Origin of the sequence: Xenorhabdus innexi (genome assembly GCF_002632485.1) — a bacterium.
Classification (GTDB): domain Bacteria; phylum Pseudomonadota; class Gammaproteobacteria; order Enterobacterales; family Enterobacteriaceae; genus Xenorhabdus; species Xenorhabdus innexi.
The window spans coordinates 1-383 of record NZ_NIBU01000279.1 but is presented as its reverse complement, the minus strand read 5'-3'; the positions used below and the strand labels follow the sequence as shown (position 1 = coordinate 383).

Sequence of the window (383 nt, the reverse complement as noted above, 5' to 3'; positions counted from 1 at the left end):
ACAGCACCAAACTGAGCCATCAAAAAGTCAGCTTGTTCTTGTGTTGGATAAATGCGTACTTTTGTTGCTCTTAACATTTCAGTGCTCACCTGTATAATGACTTTATATTATTGACTTAAATAGGTTTTGTAAAGTGAGCGCGCACAATAAAGCACTGCTTCAAGATGACCTCAGAAAAAGGCATAGTGTGAGCAAACAAGATTTTTACGGGTGTAATGATTAAGCAGTTGAAAGAGGCGTTTGAATCTGCTTGCGTAAAATTGGAGTGTCAGCTTATTGAAATAGACGGCGAACAAGATCATGTTCATTTGCTGATCTCATATCCACCCAAACTTTCAATCAGCATAATGGTTAATAATTTGAAAGCTGTTTCATCTCGTATG

General features: G+C 37.3%; 1 protein-coding gene and 1 pseudogene. One reads left to right on the top strand and one right to left on the bottom strand.

Annotated features, from left to right (window positions below):
* Window positions 1-77, bottom strand: a 77-nt coding sequence (locus tag Xinn_RS21615; RefSeq protein WP_153043455.1) for a helix-turn-helix domain-containing protein, incomplete at its 3' end; no start/stop codon positions are given.
* Between the two features lie 56 nt (window positions 78-133).
* Here Xinn_RS21615 and tnpA point away from each other — a divergent pair.
* Window positions 134-383, top strand: a pseudogene (gene tnpA / locus Xinn_RS21610) (IS200/IS605 family transposase); the annotation flags it as partial.